The following is a 23,946-nucleotide window of genomic DNA, read 5'->3' on the forward strand; positions in this document are numbered from 1 at the left end:
GGGATGGAGGCGACGGCGTTCGGGCCGGGTCGAGGTTCAGCGCGGCGGGCCGTGCCGGGCCGCTGTCAACCTTGTGCCGTCAGGGGATGGGCGCCAGCCAGGGCTCAGCGCCGAGCGGGACGCCCCTCACTGCCGCCGCCCCAGGCGCACATGTTCAGTACGCGCAGGCGCTCATCGCGCACCGTCCCATGGGGAACGCAGGCCTTCGGGGCCGGGCCAGGCCGGCCCCGCGCCCCTATTCGGCGGGGTGGACGCTGGGGCCCGGCACCGGCTCGCCGCTGTCCCCGGACACGGCCCGCGTCACGCGGCGGTCGATGCGGTCGAGATAAAGATAGATCACGGGCGTGATGTAGAGGGTGAGGAGCTGGGACACCAGCAGGCCGCCCACCACCGCCACGCCCAGGGGCTGACGCAGTTCGGAGCCGGCGCCGGCGCCCAGCGCGATGGGCAGCACGCCAAAGATAGCGGCGAGCGTGGTCATCATGATCGGCCGGAACCGCAGCAGCGCCGCTTCCCGGATTGCCTCCAGCGCCTCCGCCCCCTCGCGCCGGCGTTCCAGCGCGAAGTCGATCATCATGATGGCGTTCTTCTTCACGATGCCCACCAGCATGACGATGCCGATGATGGCGATCACCGACAATTCCATGCCGAAGGCCATCAGCGTCAGGATGGCGCCAATGCCGGCCGAGGGCAGGCCGGACAGGATGGTGATGGGGTGGATGAAGCTCTCATACAGGATGCCGAGCACGATATAGATCACCACCACCGCCGCCAGGATGAGAAGCGGCTGGTTGGAGAGCGAATCCTGGAACACCTGCGCGGTGCCCTGGAAGCCGGTGATGATGGTGGGGGGCAGGTTGGCCGCCCGCTCGGCCCCTCCGATCGCCTCCACCGCCTGCCCGAGCGACACGCCCGGCGCCAGGTTGAAGGAGATGGTGACCGAAGGCTGCTGTTGCTGGTGGTTGATCTGGAGCGGCCCCACCGTGCGGCGAATGTCGGCGATGGTCTCCAGCGGCACCACCGAGCCTGAGGTGGTGCGCAGATACACGCGGCTGAGGTCGCTGGCATCCTGCTGGAAGCGCGGCTGCACCTCGGCGATGATCGCATACTGGTTGGTGGAGGTGTAGAGCGTGGCCACCTGCCGCGTGCCGAACTGGGTGTAGAGGGCGTTGCGCAGCTGGTCCTCGGTGATGCCGATGGCGGCGGCCTTGTCCTTGTCCAGGTCGATGGTGAGCTGGGGATTGGTGATCTGGAGGTCCGAGGTCACGTCGCGCAATTGCGGGAGGGTGGCGAGGCGCTCCTCCATCTGGGCCGCACGGGCATAGAGCAGGTCGGTGTCGGAACTCTGGAGCGTGTACTGGTACTGGCTCTTGGAGGCCACGCCGCCGATATTGATGTTCTGCACCGGCTGGAAGAACACCTTCACGCCCGGCACCGCCGCCACCCGGCGCCGCAGGTCCTGGATCACCTGGAAGGCGCTCTTGGCGCGCTCCTCGCGCGGCTTAAGCGCGATGAACATGCGCCCGGAATTGGTGGTGCGGCTGACACCCGTGGCTCCGGCGGTGGAGATGAGATAGGCGACGTTGGGATCGCCGCGCACCGCATCGGCCACCCGTTTCTGCCGCTCCACCATGGCATCGAAGGAGGAATCGGTGGCCGCCTCCACCGTGCCGGTGATGAAGCCGGTGTCCTCGGTGGGGAAGAAGCCCTTGGGAATGGTGATGTAGAGATAGACCGACAGGCCGATGGTGGCGAAGGTCACCAGCAGCATGGGGAACCGGTGACGCAGAACGAAGTCCAGGCTGCGGCGATAGCCTGCCAGCCAGGCGTCGAACATGGCTTCGCTCAGCCGGAAGAAGAGCGGCGGCTTCTTGTGGTGGTCCACCGGCTTCAGCACGCGGGCGCACAGCATGGGCGTGAGCGTCAGGGAGACGAAGCCGGAGACGAGGATGGCGATGGAGATGGTGACCGCGAATTCGCGGAACACCCGGCCCACCACGCCGCCCATGAACAGCACGGGAATGAACACCGCCACCAGGGACAGCGTCATGGAGATGATGGTGAAGCCGATCTCCCGCGCGCCGAGGATGGCGGCCTTGAAGGGGCGCATGCCGTTCTCGATGTGGCGATAGATGTTCTCCAGCACCACGATGGCATCGTCCACCACGAAGCCGACGCACAAGGTGAGCGCCAGCAGCGTCATGTTGTTGATGGAGAAGTTCAACAGCCACATGGCGCCGAAGGTGGCGACGATGGAGATGGGCAGCGCCAGCGAGGGAATGATGGTGGCGCGCACATTGCGCAGGAACAGGAAGATGACGAGCACCACCAGCACGATGGCCTCGAACAGGGTCTTCTGAACATCGTCCACCGCATCGCGGATGGAGATGGAGCGGTCGTTCAGCACCGCGATTTTCACCGAGGCGGGCACCTGCGCCCGATAGCCGTCCAGATGGGCGCGCACCTCGTCCACCACCGCCACCGTATTGGCATCGGGCTGGCGCACCACGGCCAGCACGATGGAGCGGTCGTCATTGAACCAGGAGGCCACGCGCTCGTTTTCCACGCCATTGGTGACGCGGGCGATCTCGTCGAGCCGCACGGGGGCGCCGTTGCGCCAGGCCACCACCAGGCGCCGATAGGCGGCCGCATCCGCCTTGGGCATGCCCATGTCGATGGTCAGGCTCTGGCGCGGGCCGGACAATTGGCCGATGGGCGTGTTGGAGGCGGCCGCCTCCACCGCACTCTGGATGTCGGCGGCGGAAATGTTGCGGGCGCCGGCGGCGGCGGGGTCCACCCGGATGCGCACGGCATATTTCTGCGTGCCGTAGATCTGCACCTGCGCCACGCCGGGCAATTGGGAGATCTGCTGGCCGATGATGGTGTCGGCATATTCATTGACGGTGGACAGCGGCAGCGTGTCCGAGGAGACCGCCAGCAGGATCACCGGCGCATCGGCCGGATTGACCTTGCGGAAGCTTGGCGGCGTGGTCATCTCCGCCGGCAATTGCCGCTGCGCCACCGACAGGGCGGACTGAACGTCGAGCGCGGCATCGTCGATGTTGCGCGACAGGTCGAACTGCACCGTGATGGAGGTGGAGCCCTGGGTGCTCGACGACGTCAGCTGGGTGATGCCGGAAATGGTGGAGAGCTGGCGCTCGATGGGGGTGGCGACCGCCGAGGCCATGGTCTCCGGGCTGGCGCCCGGCAAGGTGGCGGAAATGGAAATGGTGGGAAAGTCCACCCGCGGCAGCGCCGCCACCGGCAGCAGGCGATAGGCGAACAGGCCGGCGACAATCAGCGACACCATCAGCAAGGTGGTGAGGACGGGCCGACGGATGCACAGTTCCGAGAACATGGCTCAGCTCCCCGCGGTCGCGGCCCCGTTGGCGCTCTTCACATCCACCTTCGAGCCGTTGCGCAGCGCGAGCTGGCCTTCCGTGACCACCACCTCGCCGCCCTTCAGGCCCGCCGTGACCACGGCCTGGCCGTCCACGGTGCGGGCGACCTTCACCGGCACCACCGAGGCGGTGTTGTTCTCCACCACGAAGACAAAGGTGCCGTTCTGCCCGTTCTGGATGGCCTCGGCGGGCACGGCCACCATGTTGGGCTCCATGCGCAGCGTCACCGTGACATCGCCGAGCGTGCCCGGCCACAGGCGCTCGTCCGCATTGGGGAACAGCGCGCGCACCATCAAGGTGCCGGTCTGGGGATCGATGGTGTTGTCGAGGGCCACCACCTTGCCGCCATTGACGCGCGCGTCGCCGCCCTGGAGGCGGAACTGGACTTCGGAGGTGCCCATGGTGGCGCGCAATTCGCCCAGATACCGCTCGGGCACGCCGAAGGCCACATAGATGGGCTTGATCTGGCGCACGGTGGCCATGGTGTCGTCCACCCGGATCACTGCGCCAGGCCGCACGCCGGCAACCCCGATGCGGCCGGTCACCGGCGACTTGATCTCATAATAGCTGCGCTGGACCTTGAGCGACTGGAGATTGGCCTCGTCTTGCTGGACGGTGGCCTTCTGCACGTCGGCAGTGGTCTTGGCGTCATCCACCTGGACCTGGGAGACCGCGTTGCGGGTCAGAAGGCCGGAATAGCGCTCCACATCGCGCTGCGCCTTGTCCAACTGGGCCTTGTCGCGGGACAAGGTGGCCTCCGCCTGGAGGATCTGGGCGTCGATGTCGCGGGAATCCAGCACGAACAGGACATCGCCCTCGCGCACGGCGGCGCCGTCCTCGAACTTCACGGCGTCCACCCGGCTCGCCACCCGCGTGCGGATGGTCACGGAGACCATGGGCTCCACCGTGCCCAGCGCATCGACCCGCAGCGGCATGGCCTTGTTCACTGCCGTGGACACCAGCACGGGCACGCCGCGCGCCTGGGCCGGCGGCGCGGCCGACACGCTGCTTTTCTTCCACGGCAGAAACTTATCGGGCACCAGACCCTGGGACCAGGCCCATCCCCCGCCCGCCAATACAGCCATGGCCAGCACAGCCAGAATGGGCCGCAGGCCCCGCGATGCCTTCCCCGCCGACATAGAACCTCGCGTTCAGACACTCCGGGATGTCGCGGAGCGTTCATACCGCTCCACGCTGAAACGAACGTTACACGCACATGACGCCACTGGCGATCACGTTCTCGGGGGAAGGCGCTGTCATTTTGAATGCCGCAACGGCAGCATTCTACCTGTAATTGCGCAAGGCACCGGCCAGGCGTTCCAGTGCGCCGTCAAGGGTTGCATCGCGCTTGGCGAAGCAGAAGCGGACCACCGAACGCACGGCGTCTTCGGCATAGAAGGCCGAGACCGGAATGGCCGCCACCCCATGGGTGCGCACCAGATCCAGGCAGAAGGCTTCGTCGTCCAGGCTCGGGTCGAGCGCGGCCAGATCCACCGACAGGAAATAGGTGCCGGCGCTCGGCAGCACGTCGAAGCCGAGGTCGGACAAGCCCCCCGCCAGCCGGTCGCGCGCCCGTTGCAGGCCCGCCCGCATGGTCTCGAAATAGGCATCCTCCTTGCCGAGGCCATAGGCGACCGCGCTCTGGAGGTTGGGCGGGGTGGTGAAGGTGAGGAACTGGTGCGCCTTCGCCAGCACCTTCATGATCGGCGGGGCAGCGCAGACCATGCCCACCTTCCAGCCGGTCATGCCGAAGATCTTGCCGGCCGAGCCGATCTTCACGGTGCGCTCGCGCATGCCCGGCAGGGCCATGAGCGGCCGGTGGCGGCGGCCGTCGAACACGATGTGCTCCCACACCTCGTCGCACACCGCAAAGGCGTCGAAGCGAAGGCAGAAATCCGCCAGCAGCTGCAGCTCGGCGTCGGAATGGACGATGCCGGTGGGGTTCTGGGGATTGTTGAACAGGACGAGCTTGGTGCGCGGGGAGAACACCTTCTCCAGCTTCTCCGCCGTGATGCGCCAGGAGGGCGGTTCCAGGCGCACCAGGCGCGCGATACCGCCGGCGCGCTGCACCAGCGGCAAATAGGCGTCATAGAGCGGCTGGAACAGCACCACCTCGTCGCCCGGCTCGATGAGAGCGAACAGGGCCCCCGCCAGGGCCTCGGTGGCGCCCGAGGTAATCATCACCTCGGTTTCGGGGTCCAGCGACAGGCCCTGCCAGTGCCGGTAATGATCGGCCACCGCCCGGCGCAGGTCGGGCAGGCCCATCATGGGCGGATACTGGTTCCACCCGTCCACCACCGCCTCGGCCGCCTTGGCGCGCACATCCGCCGGTCCGGGATCGTCGGGGAAGCCCTGGCCCAGATTGATGGCCTCATGGGTCCGGGCCAGGCCCGACATCACCTCGAAGATGGTGGTCGGCAGGCCGCTATAGACCGGGTTGAAGCTGCGCACGGGCGCGAGGGCGGGCGCCAGGGGGGCGGGTGATATGGGGGCGGGGGACATCAAGGTTTCGGTCATGGCACTCGGGCTCGTGTGGCCCTTCTCATAGAGGTGGAAGCGCGCCGGTTGAAGGGCACAGCGGGGGAAGGGGCCGTTGCGCGCTCAGGCCGAGCGCACCTCGGGTCCGGCCAGGGGGGCCAAAGCGGGAATGAGTTCGTCCTCGGTGACGGTGGCCAGAGGCTTCAGGAGCTTGGCCGCCTCGGTCCGCCGCCCCGGCCGCATCACCAGGATCACGGTCTCCGCACCGCCGCAGGCCGGATCGCCGCAGGCGATCTCGGTGACGGAGACGCTGGCCTCCTCCTCCAATTGCAGAATTTCGCGAATGCGATCCGCGAGCTTGCGGGCCGCATCCCGCGCGCCCTCCCCGCTCGCCCCGCGCCCGCGCATGAAGAAACGCGCCATCGTCCACTCCCGCTCTCTTGCCCCGCCCGCCCTTATGACCCGCCGCCGTCGGCCACCCGGCGGCGCAGCCCCATGCGGGCCGCCAGCCGCCGAAAGCCGATCGGCGGCCCCTCGCCGTCCACCTGCTCGAAATGCAGGGCGGCCTGGCTGACCCGGCCGGCATCCACGGAGCGCACCTCCAGCACCGCATGTCCCAGCGAAATGCGCATGCCGCGCGCCGGCCGGTCGTCGGCCCGGTCAGCAAAGGCGTCGGCGATGGTCATGTCCCGCTCCGCCTCGCTCACCGGCAGGCCGTAGAGGCCCGCCACATCGCCCATGCGCACGTCGCCGGCAAACGGAAAGGCGGTGTCGTCCGCCCACACCATTTCCTCCTCCACGAAGAAACGGTCAAGCTGATGCACCCGGCGGGGCGGGGCGAGGATATAGACATAGTCGCCCGCCACCAGCGCTCCCGCCTCCTCGGCGCTCAAGATGCGCCCCTCGCGCACCGCCAGCACCAGCCGGGCCCAGGCGGGCAGAAGGGCGGTGCTGATGGCCAGGGTCTTGGCGGTGATGGGATAGCCCACCAACTCATGCTCGGTCTGGCCGGGCAGGTCGATCTCGAAGCGCTGGGGATCGCGCATGGGCTCGGCGAGGGCGACATTGAGCCGCCGGGCCGCCAGGACCAGGGTGCTGCCATGCAGCAGCAGCGAGGCCAGCACCACGATGAAGGCGGTGTTGAAATAGACTTGCGCCGCCGGCAGATGGGCCAGCATGGGAATGGTGGCCAGGAAGATGGACACCGCCCCGCGCAGGCCCGCCCAGGAGATGAAGGCCTTCTCCTTCATGGAGAAGCCGAACGGCGCCAGGCAGGCAAACACCGCCGCCGGACGCCCCACCAGGAACAGGAAGGCGGCGATGGCAAGGCCCGGCAGCACCGCTTCCGCCAGCTTGTGGGGCGTCACCAGCAGGCCCAGCATGGTGAACATGACGATCTGGCACAGCCAGCTCACGGTGTCGTGGAAGGAGATGATGCCCGCCAGCCCCCGCACGGGCCGGTTGCCCAGCACGAGGCCCGCCAGATAGACCGCCAGGAAGCCCGAGCCATGCAGCATGGCGGTGGCGGCAAACAGCAGCACCGCCGAGGAGACCACCATCACCGGCTGGAGCGCGCCGGGCAATTCCACCCGGTTGAGAAAGACCGACAGCAGATAGCCGCCGGCGATGCCCGCCACCGTGCCGATGGCCAGCTCCCGCATCACCCCCACCACCATGGTCCAACCGGGATCGGCGGAGCCGGAGGCGATTAGCTCCACCAGGATGACGGTCATGACCACCGCCGCCGGGTCATTGGTGGCGGATTCGATCTCGATCACCGATCCCACCCGCCGGCCCAGCTTCAACCCCTGGGCGCGCACCAGGAAGAGCACGGCGGCCGCATCGGTGGAGGCGACGATGGCGCCCACCAGAAGCGCCTGGAGCGGGGACAGGGAAAACAGCCAGGCCGCCGGCAGCGCCACCAGGATTGCGGTCAGCAGCACGCCGACGGTGGACAGGAGAAAGGCGGGCGCCACCGCCCCGCGCATGCTGGAGGCCCGCATGCGCAACCCGCCATCGAACAGGATCACCGCCAGCGAGGCCGATCCCACCATATAGGTGGCCCAATAGTCGGAAAAATGGATGCCGCCGAGCCCATCCTCCCCTGCCACCACCCCCACCAGGAGAAACACCAGCAGGATGGGCGCGCCGAAGCGGGCCGCCACCAGGCTCGAGACCGTGCCGGCCACCACCAGCGTGGCGCACACCAGCAGGATCAGGTTCGTCAGGAACACCGCATCCATCGGCCGCTCGACTCCTCCCCCTCGGTCTCGGTCAATAATCGACTGTAGCCGCTCCATATGAGCGGGCGTATGGTTGGTTTTGCCGATGCAACCTTAAGGCGTTCCGCGGGGGAACGCGGTAGCAGGGGCGGAGACAACAGCCATGAATGTGGCACCGTCTGCTTACGCATATCTGGTCAGGGCATGCATCCGCACGCCCGCCGGCGCCCTGTTCCAGGAACCGGACACCATCTGCTTCGATCTGGATCTCGCCCTGGAGATCGCCGAAGCCGATCGCCTGCATGCGGCGGGATTGGCCGTCTATGCCATTGATGCGGATGGCGCGCCGCTGGCGGAACGCCCGGTGGTCAGCCATGGCATCCCCCTGCCCCCCGATCTGGCCGCCGGATGGGCGTGCCGCGGCCGGGCCTGAGGCTGGCATCTTCCCCTTCACATCCGCGAGGTGACGAAAGCCACCGCTTCCGCCGGCGAGGCGAAGCGCAGCAGCTTGATGTTCTTGCTGCCGCACAGATCGCAGCGCAAGCGCGCGCCCGCTTCCCCGGCCGGCGGCGTGTCCGGCGTGGGAAGAGCGGTGCCCGTGCGGGGCAGGCCCAGGATGGATTTTCGGCGGCAGCGGGGACATTCGGCGCAAAGCATAGGTCATCAAGCCCGGCAAAGGTGCGCACAATGAGGCGAAATCGCTGAGGACATCGCCCAAATCGCACCTTCCGATACCGCGCGCGCCACCTCGGTGCGCCCCCGGCCGCCGCCCCCGGCCAGAGCTCTATGTGCCCGATCATCCCGCAGTGCAACATAGCCACGGACATGCTAAAAGGGGCCACCCGAAACTGGCGCCGGATGCTGCATGGCCCTGGAGATCGAACGAAAATTCCTTGTCGCCAACGAGGGTTGGCGGGAGGTGGCGGGCACGGGTATCACCTTCAGGGAGGGGCTGCTCGCCCGGATGGCGCGGGGAAAGGTCCGCATCCGCCGGAGCGAAACCATTGCCTGGATCACGGTGAAGGGCCCCAAGAGCGGGATCAGCCGCCCGGAGTTTGAATATCCCATTCCGGTTGATGACGCGGACCAGATGCTCGCCGACCTCTGCAATGGCCCGCTGATCGAGACGACGCGCTACCGCATCCCCTATGACAATATGGTCTGGGAAGTGGACGAGTTTGCCGGCCCGCTGTCCGGCCTCATCATTGCGGAGGTGGAATTGAAGACCGCCGACCAGCCCTTCCGCCTGCCGCCCTGGATCGGCCGGGAGGTGACGGCGGACAGCAATTACAGCAGCGCCGCCCTCGCCCGCCGCATGACCTTGGCCCTGGGGCCGACCTTGCGCGACGCCGCATCCGGCGGATAGGCCCCATGGCGGCGGGCGCGTTCCGCCCGTTCGCATCCGATCTGGAGGCATAAAGCTCCCAGCTTGGAGCAATCGAGCCGGCGGTTCGTGCGCCCGGCGCTGGCCCGCCACCCCGCTTCCCTTCGCGATTCCGGGCCGCCGGGCCTGACTGACTGTGACGCACGGGCCGCGCGAGCGCGCGTCCGTGGCGTGCCCCTTGGAACGGCCTTGGACCGGAGCCGCCGCGCTCGGCCTCGGCCGGCCCGCCCACCGTTCCAAATTGGTGGCATCCCGCATTGCCCCACCCCGCCCGCCGCTGCCAGACCTTGAAGCGGCGCGCAGGGGCGCCGGTGTCGGGGTGGTGAGATGAAGGCGGTGATACTGGCCGGCGGGTTCGGCACGCGGCTGAGCGAAGAGACGTTGACCCGCCCGAAGCCCATGGTCGAGATCGGCGGGCATCCGATCCTCTGGCACATCATGAAGATCTATTCCCACCACGGGATCAACGACTTCGTGATCTGCCTGGGCTACAAGGGCTATATGATAAAGGAATACTTTATCAATTACGCCCAGCACATGTCCGACCTGACGGTGAACCTGCGCTCGGGGACGGTGGACATTCACCGCAACGATGCCGAGCCCTGGTCCATCTCGCTGGTGGACACCGGCGAGAGCACCATGACCGGCGGCCGCCTGCGGCGGGTCCTGCCCTATGTCACCGATGACACATTCTGCCTGACCTATGGCGATGGCGTTGCCGACGTGGACATCTCCGGTTCGCTCGCCTTCCACCGCGCCCATGGCGGCCTTGCCACCGTCACCGCCACCTATCCGCCCAAGCGCTTCGGCTATCTGGAGATCGTCTCCGGCGACGTGCGCACCTTCCGGGAAAAGCCCGATGGCGAAGGCGGTTTCATCAATGGCGGCTTCTTCGTGCTGAACCGGGATGTGGAGCGCTATCTCGGCACCGACGATGGCACGCCATTCGAGCGCGAGCCGCTGGAGGCGCTGGCCCGGGACGGTCAGCTCCATGCCTACGAGCATACGGGCTTCTGGCAGCCCATGGATACCTTGCGCGACAAGGTCCAGTTGGAAGAATTATGGGCCAGCGGCAAGGCCCCCTGGAAAGTGTGGGCCTGATGCCCGCGCGCTTCTGGCGCGGCCGGCGCGTCCTCCTCACCGGCCACACCGGCTTCAAGGGCGCCTGGCTTGCGGCCTGGCTCGCGGGCCTGGGGGCGGAAGTCACCGGCTATGCCCTCGCCCCCGCCGACAGTCCCAACCTCTTCACCCTCGCCCGGCTGGACAAACGCATCCGCAGCGTCATCGGCGACATCAATGACCGCGCACGTCTTGCCGAGGTGATGGACGCGTGCCGGCCGGAGGTGGTCCTTCATCTCGCGGCCCAGGCGCTGGTGCGGGCCTCCTACGACGATCCCATCGCCACCTTCGCCACCAATGTCACCGGCGTGGTCACCGTGCTCGATGTGATCCGGCGGACCCCTGGGGTCGCCAGCGTGGTCATCGTCACCAGCGACAAATGCTATGACAATAAGGAATGGGTCTGGGGCTATCGGGAGGGCGATCGCCTGGGCGGCCGCGATCCCTATAGCGCCAGCAAGGGCTGCGCCGAGATCGCCGCCCAGTCCATGCAGCGCAGCTTCTTCCGCCCCTTCGCGCCGGACGGCCACGACGCCCGCATCGCCACCGTGCGGGCCGGCAATGTGATCGGCGGCGGCGATTGGTCGGCCCATCGCCTGGTGCCGGACATCGTGCGCGGCTGCCTCGGCCCGGAAGGCCTCGTCCGGCTGCGCAGTCCCCGCTCCGTGCGGCCCTGGCAGCATGTGCTGGAGCCGCTGGGCGCCTATCTGACCCTCGCCGAGCGCCTCGCGACCGACCCGGAGGGCATGGACGAGGCCTGGAATATCGGCCCCGATCCCGGCGACGACCGGCCGGTGCGCGATGTGGCGGACGCCATGGTCCGCGCCCTCGGCGCCGGGCGGATCCTGGTCGAGGACCGGCCCACCGCTCCCCACGAGGCCAGCCTGCTGCGGCTTGATTGCGCCAAGGCCAGGACGGCCCTCGGCTGGTCTCCGCGCCTGCGGTTTCCCGAGGCCATCGCCCTGACCGCCGACTGGTATGCCGCCTGGCAGCAGGGGGCGGACATGGGCGCGTTCACGGACGCCCAGATCCAAGCCTATGGGAAGCTGTGGGAGCCGGGGGCGTGAGAGCACGCACCCTGAAGCCCCGCCGCGCCGGGGGAACCAAGATCCGCGCAAGGAACCGGAGTCAAAAAAGAGCGTGAGCCCATCGGCAGGAACCCGCCAGCACGCCCGCACCGGCAAGCCGGCGGCTTTCTCCGTCAGGCCGGTCCCGTGACCGATTTCTTCGGCGCGGCTTTGTTGGCGGCTTTCTTGGAGGCGGCTTCCATGGTGGCTGGCTTTTTCGCAACGGCCTTCTTGGCCGGCGCCTTTTTGGTCACCGCCTTCTTAGCGCTCGCCTTTTTCGCGGGCGCGGGCGGCGGGCCGGGCTCGTCCGACGCCACCTGAGCGGGGGCGAGCTGAACCTCCCCATCGGCGTCCGGCAGCGGCGGTTCTGGCGCGTCGGCGACCATCACCTTGGATTGCCCCTCGGGCACAGGCTTGGCTCCGGAAGTGGAGCCGGATTTGGCCTTGGCCTTCGCCTTGGCTTTCACCTTGGCCTTCGCCTTGGCGGGCGTCGCCGGCTCCACGGCCTCGGCGATGCCCGCGTCTGCCGGCGCCGCCACGTCCTCGTCCGGCACGTGCGGTTCGCCAAGCGCGTCCACCGCCGTCTCAGGTCCGGCCTCTTTCCGCGCAGCCGTCTTGAGGGTCGCTTTCTTGAGGGCAGCCTTCTTGAGGGCAGCCTTCTTAGGAGGCACCTTCTCGGGCGCTGCCGTCTCAGGTGAGGGCTTTTTCAGCGCGAGCTTTTTCAGCGCGGATTTGGCCGACGCGTCCTCATCCGGGCCGGCGACAGCGCCGCCGGGCTCGACGGTCTCGGCCAGAGGTTTCTCCGAGACAGCCCTGGCGGCCTCAGCCGCCGTCCCAGATGCCCCCTTCTTCGCCCGCACCTTCTTGGACGCGGCCTGCTCGGTGCCGGAGGTCTCTGCACCAAGCGTCTTGCCGACAGGCGTGTCGGCGGCAGGCGTCTGCGGCGCCTCCAAAGGCGCCATGTCCGCTTCGGCCGGCATCGGCACGGTGGCGGCAAGGCCGGCTTCGGCCCCCTTGGCCTTCTTCGGCGCCGCCTTCTTCGGCGCGGCATTCTTCTTCTCGGCCGCCCCGGCGGCCCCCGCGGTCTTGCCACCCGCGGTTTTGCCCCCCCCGGCCTTGGCGCCCCCGGCCTTGGCAACCTCGGCCTTGGCGAGCTTCTCGGCGTGGCGCTCGGCCATGACGGCGCCGAACTCCAGGATGAGACTCGCCAATTCGGGTTCCTGCACCACGGAGGCGGCGGTCTCGATGGAGAACCAGAAGCCGACGCGCTGCGAGCGCTCGGGCCACTTCTTCAGATAGCGCTTCACCTTCATGGGGAAGACCATCACCTCGCACAGCACCGAGCGGGTGAGGGACAGGCGCTTGTCGTAGCGATAGATGCCGATGGGCGTGCTGGCGATGGAGCCCAGCAGCCCGGCCTCCTCATAGGCCTCGCGCGCGGCCGCCTTGTGCGGGGGGATGCCCTTCATGGGCCAGCCCTTGGGAATCACCCAGCGGCGCGTCTCGCGGGAGGTCACCAGGCGCAGTTGCACCTCGCCATCCTGCCGCACGCGATAGGGCAAGGCCGCGTATTGCACGCGGTATGTGCCGTTGGTGTCCGCCATGCCGCGAATCCCGAAACCCGCCTCTCCTGGGCGCGAAATATCACCTAAGGGAGCGTCACAATCATGTCGCGGCCGAAAAATGTGCAGTGCGGGCGATTGAAAGATGCACGTAGACGCAGCCGGGGCGGACAGGCGCCCTCCCCGGCCGCTTGAGATCAGAGCGCGGTGAGGTCGCTCTGGATGCCCTTGGAGAGCGGGGCGCCGTCATCGAAGGGGGCGAGATGATCGATCACCATCGGCCGGTAGCGCGGCAGGCCCTTATATTCCTGGATGGCGGGGTGGAGGTCGCGCAGCACCCGATGCAGGCGCTTGCGCCACTTGGGCACGCGGGAGAGCTCGGCCACGCTTGCCAGATAGCAGCGGATGCCGAACAGGATGGCGTTGGAGCGCGGCAGGCGGAACAGGGTCTGCAACTCCACGCGCAGATGCACCTTCTCGGCCACGTTCTCGGGCGTGATGGTGGTGCGGTCCGGCCCCCATACGGGATAGTTTTCCGGCGAAGTGTCCAGGCGCGGATTGATGGTCATGGTCCAGTTGAGCCGCCGCACCGGCTGGCCATATTGCAGGCGCAGCAGATATTTCAGCGCCCGGTCGAACACGCCCTTCTCATGGGCGAGCGGCACCGGCCCGTGCCATTCATGGAAGCTCATGCCGATGTCGAATTCCAGCGACCAGTCGGCCTGGGTGGTGACCATGCCGCCGTCCACATAGAGATTGTCCTCCCGCTGATCCTGCAGCGTGAAGTCGCCCTGGGCCTGGCGGGTGATGTATTCAAACGGCGGGCACGGCAAGGTGTCGGCCTTGCCGAAGGTGAAGGTTTGCTGGATCGAGAGCGGCTTGTTCACCCAGGTCCAGAGGTCGCCGTCCTTGGAGAGGGAGAAGAGGTCGGGATAATCAGCCGCCAGACTCTCCATGATGAGTTCCAGCGTGTCCCACTGGGCCAGCTCCATATGGGGCAGCACCTGGCAGCGCTTGGGGTCCTCGGCGAGCACCAGCGCCCGCTCCCGGCACTCGGCCACATAATGCTCGTCCACATCGAACGCCGCCTGGAAGGCGGCGGTGGGGCCGCCGCGCACATGGGGCTCGATGTTCACCGAATACATGTATTCGTCTTCGGGGAAGGGAAAGGGAAAGCGCAGGATGCCGGCGTCCGAGTTCCGATAGGTGAAATCCTTGCGGAAGGTCTCGTCCGGCTTGAATTGCAGGGTCATGGCCACATCCTCGGCAATGGCTGTCCGCCGCCCGGGCACGGGCGGCGAAAAAGGGATCACAGATCGAGCACGAGCCGGGCGCCACGGGCGCGCGAGACGCACAGCATGATGGCGCTCTGGGACGCCTTCTCCTCAGCGGAGAGGAAGTCGTCGCGATGCTCCACCTCGCCTTCGAGGACGCTGACCTTGCATTCGCCGCAGGCCCCGCCCCGGCACAGGCACGGCGCATCGATGCCGGCGGCTTCCACCGCCTCCAGGAGCGACTGGGTCTCGCCCACCTCCACTTCGATGCCGGAGCGCGCCAGCAGCGCCTTGAAGGGCAGGCCGCCGGAGTTTTCGCCGAAGCTCTCCTTGTGGATTTTGCCGGCGGGCCAGCCCAGCGCCGCCGCCGTGCTCGCCACCGCCTCCATCAGCGAACGGGGGCCGCACGTATAGACGTGGGTGCCCAGCGGCTGGCGGGCGAGGATGCCGGCCAGGTCAAAGCGCGCCCGCCCGGTGCCGTGCACCAGGATCTCGCCCGCCTCGCCATAGGGCGAAAGCAGGGCCTCGAACACGCCGGCTTCCTCGGGCGCGCACAATTGGTGCATCTCGAACTTCAGGCCCCGCTCTTTCAGGAGATGGAGATGGGACAGAAGCGGGGTGATGCCGATGCCGCCGCCGATCAAGAGGTGCTTGCGCGCCTTGGATTGGAGCGGGAACAGGTTCACCGGATAGCCGATGTCGATCACGTCCCCTTCCCGCGCCTGATGGTGCAGGAAGGCGGAGCCGCCCCGCGACTGGGCGACGCGGCGCACGATGATCTCGTAGCGGTCCCGCGCCTCAGCGGGCGAGACCAGGGAATAGGCGTTCTTCATCACCCGCCCGCCGTCGCGCAGGGTGAGCAGGATATGGGCGCCCGGCGCCGGGGTGGGCAATTCGCCGCCATGGGCCGCCTCCAGCGCGAAGCGCTTCAGGCTCGCGCCCAAGGGCTCGATCTCGCGGATGCGGACGGACAGAGTGGGGGCGCTCATGCGTAAAGCTCCTCGGCGGCCGGCACGTCGCCGGGGGCTTCGGCATCCACCTGGACGCCCATGAAGGCGGACAGGCGGCGGGAGAAATGGTCGCGGACGAACAGGCTGGCACCGCAGCCCGAGCAGGTGACGATGGACGTGGTCACCTTCTCCGTCACCGCCCGGCAATGGACGCAGAAGATGCGCCGCGCCTTGGTGCCGGAATGGGTGAAGCGCATTTCCTGGGGGCTGAGCCCCGCCTTCTCGCCCACCCCATAGACGTCCCACAGGAAGTCCTCGGCGCCCACCGCATAGAGGCGCAGCCCCATGGTCTCGCGCGCCAAGCGCTCCTCCAATGCGGAGAAGAGATGGGCCGGGGAGCGGAACGCCCGCACCGTGCCCGCCGCTTCCTCCGTGATGGCGGAGGGCGGCAGGGCGGACTTGCGGACCACCGTCCAAACCTCGAAGGCGGAGGGCGTAAAGCCCTCCGCCACCGCGTCCGAGGGGACGTCCTCGCTGGGCACCACCAGGAGGTGGTGCCGGCCCGCCGGGTCGATGTCCAACGGCTGGTAGCGGGGACGGCTCTTGATGCCTTGGTCGGTCATCGATCCTCCGTTCAGTAGACGGCCACGAGGCGCGCGACGATCACCACCGCGGCGCCCGCGGCGAGGGCGAGGTAGGGAAGCATCCCGGCCCGGGTTGAAGCTCCGGCCTCTTGGCGCAGGTGCATGTCCTCCATCATGGCCGCCGGGAAGCGGCCCTTGTCGGTGACATAGTGGCGGAAGCAGAAGACGGGGATGATGAGCGCCGAGCAGATGATGCCCGTCACCAGCGTGCCCGCGCCCCAGATGTCCGCGCCCATGCCGAGCAGCACGAGGTTGACGAAGGACAGCGCCGTGCCGCCCGCCAGGAGCCAGGTGGGGGCCTTGAAGGGGCGTTCCCAGGTGGGACGGTCGATGCGGTGGATCCAGGCGGCGTTCAGGTTCAGGAAGTTGAACAGGATGTAGCAGACGTTGGAGATGGCCAGCACGAACACATAGTCGGACATCATGAGCAGGATCAGGTTGAAGGCCAGATCCGTCCACATGGCCTTGGTGGGCGCGCCATTTTCATTCACATGGCTCAGATACTTGGGCAGCCAGCCGTCCACGGACGCCTGGTAGAGCGTGCGCGAGGAGCCCGCCATCGAGGTGACGATGGCCAGCATCAGCGCCAGGATCAGCATCACCACGATGATGTTGTGCACCACCGGCCCGCCCTTGATCATGTCCGCCATGGCGCTTGCAACGCCCATGCCGGAATAGATGTCGGCGTTCAGGATGCCGGAATAGACCGCCGGGGTCACAATGGCGCCCGAGGCGTCCGTCACCGCCGGAGTCACCAGCTGGCCAAGGCCCAGCACGCCCTGGAAGGTGAAGGGCACGATGGTGAAGACGAAGATGCACAGAAGGCCGGAATAGAGGATGGCCTTGAAGGTGTCGCGGCTGGGGTCGCGGAACTCGCGGGTGTAGCAGACGGCGGTCTCGAACCCGTAGGTGGACCAGGCGGCGATGAAGAGGCCGCCGGCCATGAGCGTGATGCCCGCCATGTCCCACGAGCCGGCGATCACCTTGCCCGTCTCATCCTTGGCGAGGGGGGCGAAGGGGCCGAGATTGGAAGCGAGCACGTCGCCGGTGATGAGGGGTACGAGGCCGATCAGGATCAGCGGCAGCAGGGCGACGACGCCCAGGATCACCTGCACCTTGGCGGTCTGGCCGATGCCGCGATGCTGGATGGCGAAGGCCACCAGGAGGAGCACGGCGCCCAGGATAAAGGTGGCGTTGATGCGCAGCGCCAGGCCCGCCTTCAGCCAGGTGAGGTCCACCAGGGTCAGAGACCAGGTGTTCACCACCGAGTCCGCCGGGAACAGGATGGAGAGCACGTAGCCGGCCGCCAGCCCCGAGCCGATGGACAGCACCGGCGACCAGGCCAGCCAGTTACACCAGACCGAGAAGGGCGCCAGCAGCTTGGAATAGCGCACCCAGGCAATGGCCCCATAGACCGAGGCGCCGCCCGACTTGTGCGGGAACAGGCCGGCAATCTCGGCATAGGAAAAGGCCTGGATGAAGCCGAATATGATGGACAGGATCCAGACGAACCAGGCCGGCGCGCCCACCGTGGCGCCGATGGCGCCAATGGAGAACAGCACCAAGGCCGGGACCCCGCTGGCGATCCAGAAGGCCCCGGTCCAACTGATCTTTCGCTGCAATCCGCCCTCAACCGGGACGGACGCGATGTCCGTAGTGGTGGTGATTGTCATGGATTGTTCCCCTCTTTATGGGAACAGACTTTCTTACCGGGAAAATTTGTTGTCAATTAAGATATAGATGTTCCGCTAGGTTATGTCCGCGTGATTTTTTAGGCAGGACTGCCTATTTTTCAGTCCAAAATTGGCGAAAAACACATCCGCCATGTAACCCTTCAACTTTCGTCGCCACGACGACAAAACAACCGTGACCGCACACCGCTGCGTGCGGTGTGCGGCATGTCCTTCTCTTGACCTGGCAACGCCGGACCTTGGCCTAATACCTTAAGCTCTCACCCTGGTCTTCTGCGGATCGAAATGAGGGAAGGGCACGAGGGTGGCGCCGATGCGCTTCTGGTGGCCGTCCAGCTTGCCGATCTCCACCTCGGTCCCGCCGAGCGACACATCCACCCGGGCGAGCGCGATATTCTGCTTCAGGATGGGGGACTTGGTGGCGGAGGTGACGACGCCCACCTGGGCGCGGCCCAGATAAAGCGGGTCGCCATGGCCCACATCCTCGTTGGACGAGACCACAAGGCCCACCATCTTGCGCGCCGGATTGACCTTGCGCCGGGCGAGCGCCTCGCGGCCGACGAAATCCTCGTCCTTGTTGGCCACCGCAAAGCCGATGCCGGCCTCGAAGGGGTCGGTCTGGTCGCAGAAATCATAGCCCGCGAAGACCAGCCCCGCCTCGATGCGCAGCATGTCGAGGGCAGTGAGGCCCAGCGGGGTCAGGCCCTTGGGGGAACCTGCCGCCCACACCGCGTCCCACAGGGCGACGCCGTCCTTGGGATGGCACCAGATCTCATAGCCCAATTCCCCCGTATAGCCGGTGCGCGAGACCACCAGCGCCGGCCCCTGCGGCCCGCCGAGGCGGCCCACCGCGAAGCGGAACCATTTCAGTTCGGGGATGGAGGGCTGGACCGCCGAGGTCCAGATCACATCGGCGAGGATCTCGCGGCTGAGCGGACCCTGCACGGCGATGTTGTGGAGCTGGTCGGTGGAGGATTTCACCCACACCTTCAGGCCCCATTCCGCCGCCTTGGTGCGCAGCCACACGCCGGTGAATTCCTCCCCGCACACCACCCGGAAATTGGCCGGGCCGAGGCGGAAGACGGTGGCATCGTCGATCATACCGCCATGGTCGTAGCAGAGCGCTGTATAGACCACCTGCCCCACCGCCAGCTTGCGGATGTCGCGGGTCACCGTGCGCTGGAGGAGAAGCTCGGCGTCGGGGCCGGTCACCTCGAACTTGCGCAGGGGCGAGAGGTCCATGACGGCCGCCTTTTCCCGGCAGGCCCAGTATTCGGCGATGGGCCCCGCCCCGGTGAAGCAGGTGGGCAGCCAGAAGCCGCGATATTCCACGAAGTTGCGGGTGAGCGCGGCAAGGCGCGGATGGAAGGCGCTCTCGCGGGTGAGGCGCGGTTCAGCGTCGGGTGTCATGCGGAACGCAATTCCCTTGGAGATGGTCTCAGCCCCGTCATAGACCCGCACATGAATGTCGGTGGGGTCCCAGCCATTGGCCGGATCGATGTCATCGGCGCAGGAGGAAGTGGCGCAGACGAGGTCGGTGAGGGCGCGCAGCAGCACATAATCGCCGGGGCGCGACCAGGGCTCGTCCATGGTCAGCGCATTCGAGCCCTCGATGCAGGTGTTGTAGAAGAAATTGATGGCCGGCCAGCCGCGCCGCTCGCGAATGCCATAGGGCTTGAGCACGGCGTTGAAATTGTCCGAGCAATTGGCATGGCCGGGATAGCCCATGTCCTCGTAATATTTGGCCGAGCAGGCCAGCGCGAAGGTGTCATGGCGGCCCACCGTGTCGCGCACCACTTCCACCAAGGCCACCTGGCGCTCGTCGAAATATTTGGAATGAAGCCCCGGCCCCGGATAGGCCGCGCCCATGAGCGTGCGGGTGGTGGTGGCGTCGAGGCCATATTCGGCCCCCTCCTCCAACGCTGCGGCATCGAAGGCCAGGAAGTCCGAGCATTGGCGGCCTTCCACGTCGATGATCTGAATATAGTCGCCCGCCTTCACCCGGAAGGCGCGGGCCTGAGCGGCCGGGATACGCAGGTCCAGCGTCACGGCGCCGAGCGGGGGCGGCAGATCGGGCGCGCCGGCGGCGCGGGTGACTTCCACCTCCAGGTCCGTGGGCGGAGCCTGCTCGTCCGGCGCCATGAGTGGACCGGCAGCGGCGACGAACACCAGGAGGTCGGTGGGGGCCGTGAAGCGGACGGACTGGCCGGGCCGGTCACCGTCGGCGAACAGCACGCGGGCAGAGGCGTCGAGGGCCAAGCCGGCGGACTGCGCCCGCCGCGCGGCGGCCCGGCCCTGTTCGCCGGAGGCGGCGAGCACATCGGCCAGGGCGAGACCCGCCGGCAGGGCCTCAAGGCTCAGGCTTGCAAATGCAGGCGCACCAGCCCCGTCGAAGACGAAAAGATGCGCCGGCTGGAGGCCTTCGGGATCGGTGACGGAAAGGGTGTCGCCGGGGCGCAGCTGGACGGCCGCGCAATCCCCGCCGTGCACCCGCAGGCGCTCCGGCAGGCGGGCGCGGACGGGGCCGGCAGGCACGAATTCGGTGGGGGCGTCCATGGGTGCTCCTCAGGCCGAACGGGCGAGACTGCGATAGCCGCCGCGATAATAAAGGAGCGGATCGCCCTCCCCTTCCACATGCAGGTGCACGACCCGGCCCACGAAGATCACATGGTCGCCGCCGTCATATTCGGCATAGGGCAGGCACTCGAAGCAGGCGAGCATGGGATCGAGCACCGGCGCCCCGCTTACCCCCCGCCGCAAGAGCAGGTCGGCGAATTTATCGGTACCGGCGCGGGCGAAGCGGTTGGAAATGGCCTCCTGGCCTTCCATCAGCACATTGATGGCATAGGCCGGCGCGCGCTGGAGGCGGGAGAGCGAATAAAGCGACCGCGCCATGGAGAACAGCACCAGGGGCGGATCAAGCGAGACGGAGGAGAAGGAATTGACGGTGACACCCACCGGGCCGTCTTCGTCATGGGCCAGCACCACGGCGATGCCGGTGGCGAAACGGCCCAACGCATTGCGCAATTCGCGCGGATCGAAGCGGGCGTCGAGATCGAGCGTGGTCATGACGGCATCCTCTGGCGCTTCCTGCCTGTGAAGCGCCGGCGCGGACGATGATCGCCCGCGCCGGCCGCGCCCCTTTGGGGCGAGAAGAGGCCAGCGCGTCAGGCGACCTTCGCGGGGGCGACGTCGGCCAGAAGCTTCTCGGCGAAGGCGCGCTTTTCGGCCTCGCTCATCTTCTTGATCTCGTTGTTGAGCACCCGCTCGTTGATGGACTTGTTCCAATAGTCCAGCGCGCCGAAGCCCAGGAGCGAGGCCTTGCCGACGAACTGGCGCAACACTTCGTTGGTGGGGCCCATCACCCAGCCGGCCTTGCCGTCGCGCAGATAGCGCTCGATCTGGAGCGCCGGGCGATAGCCGGTGCCGCCGCAGGCATGGAGCATCTTGTCGGTGACATGGGCGACGTTCTTGGAGGCCTCGAACTTCACCTGCCACAGCCAGTGCAACAGGGTGGAGCGCGGCAAAGCGTCCAGGTCCTTGTGGATGGACCAGTCGCAATTGTTGGTCACCGAATCCAGCGCCTGCGCCATCTGGAAGACGAAGGCCCGGCAGGCATTCGTGTCCATGATCGCCTCGCCCACATAGTCCTGGATGGTGGGATAGTCGGCGACCCGCATGCCCACGTCATTGTGGGTCTTGCGGGTGGTGTGGCGCTTGGCGATGTCGATGACCGCCAGCGAAATGCCGTTCCAGCAGGCCGACGAGCAGGTGAGGAAGAAGGGGTCCACCACCTCGTCATTGGACTTGGCGCCATCGCCGATGGGGCCGACCAGGGCCTCCTTGGGCAGGATGGCGTTCTCCACCGCGATGGGGCCGGACTGGTTGCCGCGCAGGCCGAGGCCGTCCCATTCGGAGGGATTGGCCTTCACCTCGTCCTTGGTGACGAGGAAGCAGGACAGGTCCGAATAGTCGCCGGCAAAGCCGGGGCTGGTGGTCTGGATGATGTACCAGTCGGCAAAGCCGCCCGAGGTGGTCCAGGAGGCCTTTTTCGTGACCTTCCAGCCCTCGCCATGGGCTTCGGCCTTGGAGGAGATGGGGTACCAGAAATGGGAGCCGGTTTCCGGGTCGGAATAGGACAAGGTGCCGATGAGCACGTCCTTGTCCAGGCGCTTGAGGATGTCGATGAGGATGGGGTTTTCGTGATGGCGCAGCAGGGCCGCCGCCACCGCGCCCAGGTGCATGGTGTAGCACATGGCGGTGGAGGGACAGCCATAGCGGGCGATGGTCTCCACCACCATGGCGGCGCAGACATGGTTCTCGCCGAGACCGCCCAATTCCTTGGGAACGGTCAGCGAGAGCAGGCCGAGCGAGGCAAGGGCCTCAAAATTCTTGCGCGGATAGATGTATTGCGCATCGCTTTCCACCGCGTTCGCGCGCAAAGTGGCCTCGCACAGGGCAATCAACTTGCCCTGGAGGTCTTTCTGGGCGGGGGTGAGCAGCCATTGGGGGTCCCACTCGAAACCGAGGCCCCAAAACTCTTCGCTTCCCCATTTCTTAACATCGGACATGCGCTTGCTCCGCCCGTTCGGGCCTGAAATTCCAGGACTGTCGAAAACCGGCCGGCGACTGTTCCCCTCAGTGAACTTTTTTGACGCCGCAGAAACAGTCTGCCACTGCGCGAACGGAGCGCAAGCCTAAAAAGAGGCAGGGGGTTGCATATTTTTCGCCCACACCCCCCAATTTGCCGGATTTCTAATACCTTCGTAGATGCATTTTGAGGCAGCCGCGGACGACAATTTCTTGTCAGGAAAAGTAATTGACAAGAACGAGGGTGCATCTCCAGGATGGCGCGGATTTTCGCACACCGAGGGGACAAAAATGACGGGTGCCACCCACTTGCGGCAGTCGATCCTCAATGAGCGTCACCGGGCCCTGGGCTCCAAGCTTGAGGAATCCTGGAACGACATGGCCATTCCCCAGCACTATGCCACCGATCCCTATGAGGAGACGGCGGCGGTGCGCTACCGGGCCGGCCTCATCGACGTGTCCGCGCTCAAGATCCTGAACGTCACCGGCCCGGATGCCACCACGCTGCTCAACAAGCTCGTCACCTCCGACGTGAGCAAGATCGCGCCCGGCCGGTCCATGATCTCATCCATGGTGGATGACGAAGGCGGCCTCATCGACGACGTGCTGATCTATTGCGACGGCGAGAACACCTATCGCCTCTCGCACGGCGGCGGCGCCACCGAGGAGGCGCTTCCGGCGCTGGCGGAAGGGCTCGATGTGAGCTTCCCCCGCGACGAGGACATCCACATCCTCTCGCTCCAGGGACCCAAGGCGCTGGACATCCTCCAGCCCGACACGCCTCTGGACCTGAAGACCATCCCCTATTTCGGCCATGCCCGCACCACGCTCTATGGCATCGAAGTGTCCATCGCGCGCGGCGGCTATTCCGCCGAGCGGGGCTATGAGGTGTTCTGCGCCGCCAAGGATGCGGTGTTCATCTGGGACAAGATCCTGGAGCGCGGCGCCCCCTTCGGTGTCATGCCGGTGTCCTGGGATTGCCTCGACATCGTGCGCGTGGAAGGCGCCCTGCTCTTCTTCCCCTTCGACATGCCCCACAAAGACACCACCCCCTGGGAAGTGCTGATGGACTGGACGGTGGACCTCTCCAAGCCCGACTTCCGGGGCAAGGAGGCGCTCATCCGCCGCAAGGGCACGGAGCGCACCCACCAGGCGGGCCTGGAAGTGGAGCATCACAAGGCCATCACGCCCGGCGCCAAGGTCTTCAAGGATGGGGCCGAAGTGGGCACGGTGAATTCCACCGTCTTCTCCCAGCACCTCATGAAGTCGCTGGCCATGGTCTCGCTCATTCCCTCCCTCACCGCGCTCGGCACCAAGGTGGAGGTGGTGGATGGCGGCGAGACCTTCACCGCTTATGTGGTGCGCACGCCCTTCTATGATCCCATGCGCCTGCGCACCCATCCGCTGGAAGAGCGCGCCTGACCATACCGTCCCTTCAAGGATCGGCCCGGCCCCCATAAGGGTGCCGGGCCGTTGCATTTTTGGCACCGCATCCTTCAATTGGGACAAGCTTTACCCTAGGACACGCACCGAACCTCTCGCGCACGACAGCGGCCACGCTTAT

General features: G+C 66.9%; 19 protein-coding genes. 5 read left to right on the forward strand and 14 right to left on the reverse strand.

Translation table 11 applies throughout. From position 1 onward, the window contains the following. Positions 1–235 precede the first annotated feature (235 nt). The 5 genes from ACT54L_RS06045 to ACT54L_RS06065 form a co-directional block, all read right to left on the reverse strand. Positions 236–3,358 (reverse strand): efflux RND transporter permease subunit, encoded by a 3,123-nt coding sequence (locus tag ACT54L_RS06045; RefSeq protein WP_476084647.1) that lies wholly within the window; start codon positions 3,356–3,358, stop codon positions 236–238. Positions 3,359–3,361: 3 nt separating this feature from the next. Continuing rightward, positions 3,362–4,405, reverse strand: a complete 1,044-nt coding sequence (locus ACT54L_RS06050; RefSeq protein WP_476084648.1) for an efflux RND transporter periplasmic adaptor subunit — start codon at positions 4,403–4,405, stop codon at positions 3,362–3,364. A 280-nt stretch (positions 4,406–4,685) separates the two neighbouring features. Beyond that, on the reverse strand, positions 4,686–5,918 hold the full coding sequence (locus tag ACT54L_RS06055; protein ID WP_476084649.1) for an aminotransferase: 1,233 nt from the start codon (positions 5,916–5,918) through the stop codon (positions 4,686–4,688). A gap of 84 nt (positions 5,919–6,002) precedes the next feature. Then, the gene (locus tag ACT54L_RS06060) at positions 6,003–6,302 is read right to left on the reverse strand and encodes a hypothetical protein (protein WP_476084650.1); all 300 of its coding nucleotides are present in this window, start codon (positions 6,300–6,302) and stop codon (positions 6,003–6,005) included. A 32-nt stretch (positions 6,303–6,334) separates the two neighbouring features. Beyond that, complete coding sequence (locus ACT54L_RS06065) at positions 6,335–8,122, reverse strand: potassium/proton antiporter (RefSeq protein ID WP_476084651.1); 1,788 nt, start codon at positions 8,120–8,122, stop codon at positions 6,335–6,337. A 142-nt stretch (positions 8,123–8,264) separates the two neighbouring features. On the opposite strand from ACT54L_RS06065, the gene ACT54L_RS06070 reads away from it, so the two are divergent. Beyond that, the gene (locus ACT54L_RS06070; RefSeq protein WP_476084652.1) at positions 8,265–8,534 is read left to right on the forward strand and encodes a hypothetical protein; all 270 of its coding nucleotides are present in this window, start codon (positions 8,265–8,267) and stop codon (positions 8,532–8,534) included. 17 nt (positions 8,535–8,551) lie between these two features. Here the strand turns inward: ACT54L_RS06070 and ACT54L_RS06075 are convergent, their stop codons facing one another. Further along, entirely contained in the window at positions 8,552–8,758 is a 207-nt protein-coding gene (locus ACT54L_RS06075) for a hypothetical protein (RefSeq protein WP_476084653.1), read from the reverse strand. Between the two features lie 208 nt (positions 8,759–8,966). Here ACT54L_RS06075 and ACT54L_RS06080 point away from each other — a divergent pair, with 208 nt between their 5' ends. From ACT54L_RS06080 to rfbG, 3 genes are all read left to right on the forward strand, one after another. After that, positions 8,967–9,467 (forward strand): CYTH domain-containing protein, encoded by a 501-nt coding sequence (locus ACT54L_RS06080; RefSeq protein WP_476084654.1) that lies wholly within the window; start codon positions 8,967–8,969, stop codon positions 9,465–9,467. A gap of 345 nt (positions 9,468–9,812) precedes the next feature. Further along, positions 9,813–10,586, forward strand: a complete 774-nt coding sequence (gene rfbF / locus ACT54L_RS06085; protein ID WP_476084655.1) for a glucose-1-phosphate cytidylyltransferase — start codon at positions 9,813–9,815, stop codon at positions 10,584–10,586. After that, positions 10,586–11,671, forward strand: a complete 1,086-nt coding sequence (gene rfbG / locus ACT54L_RS06090) for a CDP-glucose 4,6-dehydratase (protein ID WP_476084656.1) — start codon at positions 10,586–10,588, stop codon at positions 11,669–11,671. Before rfbF ends, rfbG begins: the two co-directional genes overlap by 1 nt. 134 nt (positions 11,672–11,805) lie before the next feature. On the opposite strand, the gene ACT54L_RS06095 is transcribed toward rfbG, so the two are convergent. From ACT54L_RS06095 to ACT54L_RS06130, 8 genes are all read right to left on the reverse strand, one after another. Then, positions 11,806–13,275 carry an NUDIX hydrolase gene (locus ACT54L_RS06095; protein ID WP_476084657.1) on the reverse strand — a complete coding sequence of 490 codons (1,470 nt, stop codon included), beginning with the start codon at positions 13,273–13,275 and terminating at the stop codon, positions 11,806–11,808. Between the two features lie 155 nt (positions 13,276–13,430). Beyond that, complete coding sequence (locus tag ACT54L_RS06100; protein ID WP_476084658.1) at positions 13,431–14,486, reverse strand: heme-dependent oxidative N-demethylase family protein; 1,056 nt, start codon at positions 14,484–14,486, stop codon at positions 13,431–13,433. Positions 14,487–14,542: 56 nt separating this feature from the next. Further along, positions 14,543–15,496 carry a PDR/VanB family oxidoreductase gene (locus tag ACT54L_RS06105; protein WP_476084659.1) on the reverse strand — a complete coding sequence of 318 codons (954 nt, stop codon included), beginning with the start codon at positions 15,494–15,496 and terminating at the stop codon, positions 14,543–14,545. Beyond that, on the reverse strand, positions 15,493–16,080 hold the full coding sequence (locus tag ACT54L_RS06110) for a dimethylamine monooxygenase subunit DmmA family protein (protein WP_476084660.1): 588 nt from the start codon (positions 16,078–16,080) through the stop codon (positions 15,493–15,495). The genes ACT54L_RS06105 and ACT54L_RS06110 overlap by 4 nt, the downstream gene beginning before the upstream one ends. 11 nt (positions 16,081–16,091) lie before the next feature. Next, on the reverse strand, positions 16,092–17,774 hold the full coding sequence (locus tag ACT54L_RS06115) for an APC family permease (protein ID WP_476084661.1): 1,683 nt from the start codon (positions 17,772–17,774) through the stop codon (positions 16,092–16,094). 270 nt (positions 17,775–18,044) lie between these two features. Further along, positions 18,045–20,348 carry a DUF1989 domain-containing protein gene (locus tag ACT54L_RS06120; protein ID WP_476084662.1) on the reverse strand — a complete coding sequence of 768 codons (2,304 nt, stop codon included), beginning with the start codon at positions 20,346–20,348 and terminating at the stop codon, positions 18,045–18,047. Between the two features lie 9 nt (positions 20,349–20,357). Then, positions 20,358–20,861 (reverse strand): flavin reductase family protein, encoded by a 504-nt coding sequence (locus tag ACT54L_RS06125; RefSeq protein ID WP_476084663.1) that lies wholly within the window; start codon positions 20,859–20,861, stop codon positions 20,358–20,360. A 98-nt stretch (positions 20,862–20,959) separates the two neighbouring features. Beyond that, positions 20,960–22,363, reverse strand: a complete 1,404-nt coding sequence (locus ACT54L_RS06130) for an acyl-CoA dehydrogenase family protein (protein ID WP_247658285.1) — start codon at positions 22,361–22,363, stop codon at positions 20,960–20,962. A gap of 310 nt (positions 22,364–22,673) precedes the next feature. On the opposite strand from ACT54L_RS06130, the gene ACT54L_RS06135 reads away from it, so the two are divergent. Continuing rightward, positions 22,674–23,804 carry an aminomethyl transferase family protein gene (locus ACT54L_RS06135; RefSeq protein ID WP_476084664.1) on the forward strand — a complete coding sequence of 377 codons (1,131 nt, stop codon included), beginning with the start codon at positions 22,674–22,676 and terminating at the stop codon, positions 23,802–23,804. Positions 23,805–23,946 lie beyond the last annotated feature (142 nt).

It is taken from the genome of Aquabacter sp. DMC10, assembly GCF_056314145.1.

What these genes read in the sequence shown, in the direction of transcription:
- ACT54L_RS06095 (WP_476084657.1), bottom strand. Translation starts at nt 13,275, where the DNA reads ATGGCGGACACCAACGGCACATACCGCGTGCAATACGCGGCCTTGCCC.
- ACT54L_RS06130 (WP_247658285.1), bottom strand. Translation starts at nt 22,363, where the DNA reads ATGTCCGATGTTAAGAAATGGGGAAGCGAAGAGTTTTGGGGCCTCGGT.
- rfbG (WP_476084656.1), top strand. Translation starts at nt 10,586, where the DNA reads ATGCCCGCGCGCTTCTGGCGCGGCCGGCGCGTCCTCCTCACCGGCCAC.
- ACT54L_RS06055 (WP_476084649.1), bottom strand. Translation starts at nt 5,918, where the DNA reads ATGACCGAAACCTTGATGTCCCCCGCCCCCATATCACCCGCCCCCCTG.
- ACT54L_RS06075 (WP_476084653.1), bottom strand. Translation starts at nt 8,758, where the DNA reads ATGCTTTGCGCCGAATGTCCCCGCTGCCGCCGAAAATCCATCCTGGGC.
- ACT54L_RS06080 (WP_476084654.1), top strand. Translation starts at nt 8,967, where the DNA reads ATGGCCCTGGAGATCGAACGAAAATTCCTTGTCGCCAACGAGGGTTGG.
- ACT54L_RS06120 (WP_476084662.1), bottom strand. Translation starts at nt 20,348, where the DNA reads ATGGACGCCCCCACCGAATTCGTGCCTGCCGGCCCCGTCCGCGCCCGC.
- ACT54L_RS06070 (WP_476084652.1), top strand. Translation starts at nt 8,265, where the DNA reads ATGAATGTGGCACCGTCTGCTTACGCATATCTGGTCAGGGCATGCATC.
- ACT54L_RS06060 (WP_476084650.1), bottom strand. Translation starts at nt 6,302, where the DNA reads ATGGCGCGTTTCTTCATGCGCGGGCGCGGGGCGAGCGGGGAGGGCGCG.
- ACT54L_RS06110 (WP_476084660.1), bottom strand. Translation starts at nt 16,080, where the DNA reads ATGACCGACCAAGGCATCAAGAGCCGTCCCCGCTACCAGCCGTTGGAC.
- ACT54L_RS06105 (WP_476084659.1), bottom strand. Translation starts at nt 15,496, where the DNA reads ATGAGCGCCCCCACTCTGTCCGTCCGCATCCGCGAGATCGAGCCCTTG.
- ACT54L_RS06125 (WP_476084663.1), bottom strand. Translation starts at nt 20,861, where the DNA reads ATGACCACGCTCGATCTCGACGCCCGCTTCGATCCGCGCGAATTGCGC.
- ACT54L_RS06115 (WP_476084661.1), bottom strand. Translation starts at nt 17,774, where the DNA reads ATGACAATCACCACCACTACGGACATCGCGTCCGTCCCGGTTGAGGGC.
- ACT54L_RS06135 (WP_476084664.1), top strand. Translation starts at nt 22,674, where the DNA reads ATGACGGGTGCCACCCACTTGCGGCAGTCGATCCTCAATGAGCGTCAC.
- ACT54L_RS06045 (WP_476084647.1), bottom strand. Translation starts at nt 3,358, where the DNA reads ATGTTCTCGGAACTGTGCATCCGTCGGCCCGTCCTCACCACCTTGCTG.
- ACT54L_RS06100 (WP_476084658.1), bottom strand. Translation starts at nt 14,486, where the DNA reads ATGACCCTGCAATTCAAGCCGGACGAGACCTTCCGCAAGGATTTCACC.
- rfbF (WP_476084655.1), top strand. Translation starts at nt 9,813, where the DNA reads ATGAAGGCGGTGATACTGGCCGGCGGGTTCGGCACGCGGCTGAGCGAA.
- ACT54L_RS06065 (WP_476084651.1), bottom strand. Translation starts at nt 8,122, where the DNA reads ATGGATGCGGTGTTCCTGACGAACCTGATCCTGCTGGTGTGCGCCACG.